The 3215-nt window shown below is 53.8% G+C and carries 5 protein-coding genes and 1 tRNA gene; 1 reads left to right on the top strand and 5 read right to left on the bottom strand.

The genetic code is table 11. The annotated features are described in order from the left end of the window. The 5 genes from AC3ZFK_RS05160 to AC3ZFK_RS05140 form a co-directional block, all read right to left on the bottom strand. Positions 1–74, bottom strand: a tRNA-Gln gene (locus AC3ZFK_RS05160). A gap of 29 nt (positions 75–103) precedes the next feature. After that, positions 104–493 carry a 30S ribosomal protein S9 gene (rpsI, locus tag AC3ZFK_RS05155; RefSeq protein WP_487506793.1) on the bottom strand — a complete coding sequence of 130 codons (390 nt, stop codon included), beginning with the start codon at positions 491–493 and terminating at the stop codon, positions 104–106. A gap of 57 nt (positions 494–550) precedes the next feature. Continuing rightward, the gene (gene rplM, locus AC3ZFK_RS05150) at positions 551–982 is read right to left on the bottom strand and encodes a 50S ribosomal protein L13 (protein WP_487506791.1); all 432 of its coding nucleotides are present in this window, start codon (positions 980–982) and stop codon (positions 551–553) included. A 99-nt stretch (positions 983–1081) separates the two neighbouring features. Then, positions 1082–1717, bottom strand: a complete 636-nt coding sequence (locus AC3ZFK_RS05145; RefSeq protein WP_487506790.1) for an alpha/beta hydrolase — start codon at positions 1715–1717, stop codon at positions 1082–1084. Next, the gene (locus tag AC3ZFK_RS05140) at positions 1714–2049 is read right to left on the bottom strand and encodes a (2Fe-2S) ferredoxin domain-containing protein (protein WP_489433740.1); all 336 of its coding nucleotides are present in this window, start codon (positions 2047–2049) and stop codon (positions 1714–1716) included. Before AC3ZFK_RS05140 ends, AC3ZFK_RS05145 begins: the two co-directional genes overlap by 4 nt. Positions 2050–2072: 23 nt before the next feature. Between AC3ZFK_RS05140 and AC3ZFK_RS05135 the strand changes: the two genes are divergently transcribed. Beyond that, positions 2073–3215, top strand: a 1143-nt coding sequence (locus tag AC3ZFK_RS05135; protein ID WP_489433739.1) for a (Fe-S)-binding protein, incomplete at its 3' end; no start/stop codon positions are given.

Here is a 3215-nt window from a genome sequence, read left to right as displayed (position 1 = left end):
TGGCTCGGGCACATGGATTCGAACCACGATTAAAGGAATCAGAATCCTTTGTCCTGCCGTTAGACGATGCCCGAATAAACTTTTACTAAAAAACAGGTTCCGGTTAACGCTTGGAGTACTGGGTCGCCTTGCGTGCTTTGTGGAGACCGACTTTCTTGCGCTCCACCTTACGGGAGTCACGAGTAACAAATCCTGCCTCACGCAGGGTTGGGCGTAGCGACTCATCGTAATTCATCAGGGCACGGGTAATGCCGTGACGGATGGCGCCGGACTGGCCGGTAATGCCGCCACCGGCAACGTTGACGGTAATGTCAAATTTTTCGGCCATATCAACCGCCGCAAGCGCCTGATTTACCACCATGCGCGAGGTTGGGCGACCAAAGAAGTCATCCAGGCTCTTGCCGTTGATGGTGATTGCACCTGTGCCGGGACGAAGATAGACTCGCGCAGTTGAGGTTTTGCGGCGTCCGGTTCCGTAATACTGTTCTGTCATTGCCATACTATTATATGTGTCCTGTCTGCTTTTACGTGATAGCTGTTACTGCTATCTTTACGCTATATCCAATGTTTGTGGTTGCTGTGCGGTGTGCGGATGGTCTGTACCTGCATAGACCTTGAGCTTGCCGATCATGGCACGACCCAGCGGGTTGCGTGGAAGCATCCCCTTGACTGCCAACTGGATAATGCGCTCTGGCGCCTTCTGGTTAAGCTTGTCAAAATTGGTTGATTTGAGGTTACCAATGTATCCGGTATAGCGGTGGTACATCTTGTCTTGACGCTTGTTGCCGGTTACTGCAACCTTCTCGGCATTGATAACCACGATGTAGTCACCAGTATCAACATGAGGAGTGTACTCTGCCTTGTGCTTGCCACGCAGACGGTGGGCGATCTCGGATGCGAGGCGACCCAGGGTCTTGCCATCGGCATCTACAATGTACCAGTCACGTTTGACTTCATGAGACTTGGCGCTAAAGGTTTTCATTAATACTACTCCGAAATTCTGTTATTCGCTTTGAAAAGAGCGCGAATTTTACAGAATGGTTTAGTTGGCCGCAAGTCTATTGTTACCAAAAACGTATATTTAGAGGCAAAACTCTTCAACCACCCCCCTCAGCTCTACCAGTCGCCCATGAAAAAAGTGTGTGGCGCCTGAAAACACCATGAAATTCGGTGGTATCTGTTGCTGCTCCACCCATTCACTAACCTGCGAAAACGGGACAACCTCATCCTCATCCCCCATCAGAACCGACCACGGCATATCTATCTGCTTGATTTTACGTAGATCCGGATAGAGGTTAAGCGGTGGTGCTACCACCAGCAGCCTTTCTGCCCCCGCCTGTTCTGTAGTGAGCATGGCAACCCCTGCACCAAACGAGAACCCAGAGAGCCAGAGCGGCAACCCGGGAAACCTCTGTTTAGCCCATGCAACCACTGCGAGCAGATCATGCTGCTCTCCTCTGCCCTCATCATAACTGCCACCGCTCTTCCCTACCCCGCGAAAGTTGAGACGCAGTGAGGCCACGCCGCTATTAAGCGCCCCTCTTGCCAGGGTATGGACCACCTTATTCTGCATGGTGCCGCCGTATAGTGGATGGGGGTGAGCTATAACCATCACCGCCTTTGGGGCAACATCGGGGCACTCCAGCAATATCTCCAGATCACCTGCTGGACCAGCTATAACGCTTTTTTCTGACAGACAGTTCACGCCAAGGTTCACGGTAGTTTGAGGCGCTCTACCTCACGGCCATGAAGCAGATGTTCGTCGATAATCTCGTCTATGTCATCACTATCTACATAGGTGTACCAGATATTGTCAGGGTAGACTACAACCACCGGCCCCTCTGCGCAGCGCCCCATACAGCTCGCCTTGTTTGCCCTGTATTCGCCCGGGGTATGAATCCCCATCTCCTTGAGCCTCTGCTTGGCATGTTTGTGCATCCTCTTGGCGCCATGCTGGTTGCAGCATGGAGTGCCATCCTCGGTCTGGTGGGTGCAGAAGAAGAGGTGTCGTTTGTAGTAACCCTTTGCATTGTTGATGTCATCGCTCATGGTTTGCAGTATACAATACCGGTATGACTCCCCAACAGTTAATAGAGGCTGCCGACCGCTGTGTGCTTTGTGCCCTCTGCAGCAGCCACTGCCCCACCTACCGCCTCTTTCGCGAGGAGGGGGAGTCTCCTCGTGGACGGGTGATGATCTCTGCCGCACTATTAAAGGGTGAAATCGAGATCTCCAGGGGAGTTATTGACCACCTGAACCACTGCCTGCTCTGTCGTGCCTGTGAGAGCTCATGCCCCTCCGATGTCCCATACGGAGAGATAGTTGATGGGGCACGCGCCATGTTGCCGCCGCCACAAGGGGGGGCACGATGGCTTGAAATTGTTGCGGTCAGGCCCCGACTTGTACAGTTGCTGGCGGCTGGGGCACTGCTATGGGAGCGACTAAAACTGCCGATGCCAGCTCTGGGCAGGGCTGCCGCCAAGAGGATGACTACAACCAGGAGGCTTGAGCCACACTACCCTGCAGTTGGCAATAAAATTGGGAGTGTAGGTCTGTTTCTTGGCTGTATTGCCTCCCCTTTTGACAGGCAGACACATATTGATGCCATCACCCTGCTTACCAGGCTTGGTTATGATGTGGTGGTCCCACCGAATCAACAGTGTTGTGGTGCCCTGCCACAACACCACGGAAATCCGAAGAGGGTGGAGCAGCTAAACAGGATGAACCGGGAGGCCTTTGGTGAGCAACAGCTGGATGCCATCATCTTCACCTCATCCGGATGTGGGGTGCAGCTGGTTGAGAAGGGGGATCTGCCTGCACCGGCTATGGAGATCTGTCAGTTTCTGCTACAGAGCCCCAATCTTGACAGACTTCTGTTCAACCCTCTACCGCAACAGATCACCCTCCACCACCCCTGCTCACTAGGAAACATGCTGCAGGGCAACCGTGCGGTAGAGGCGCTTCTCGAGAAGATTCCGCAGATCAAGATCGCCCTATTGGGGCCAGATAGTGGATGCTGCGGGGCAGCGGGGAGCCACCGTCTGCGGGAACCTGAAACTGCCGACCGTCTGCGCCAACCGAAAATAGAGTCACTACTTGCGACAGAGAGTCCGATGCTACTCTCCACCAACTACGGCTGCGCCCTCCATCTGGCAGAGGGTATGGAGATAGAGAGAACCCCGATTGAGGTTATCCACCCGGTAACACTACTTGCC

The sequence above is a fragment of the Candidatus Thiopontia autotrophica genome, assembly GCF_982804495.1.
The sequence above is the reverse complement of the archived record's forward strand: the minus strand, read 5'-3'. Positions and strand labels throughout refer to the sequence as shown.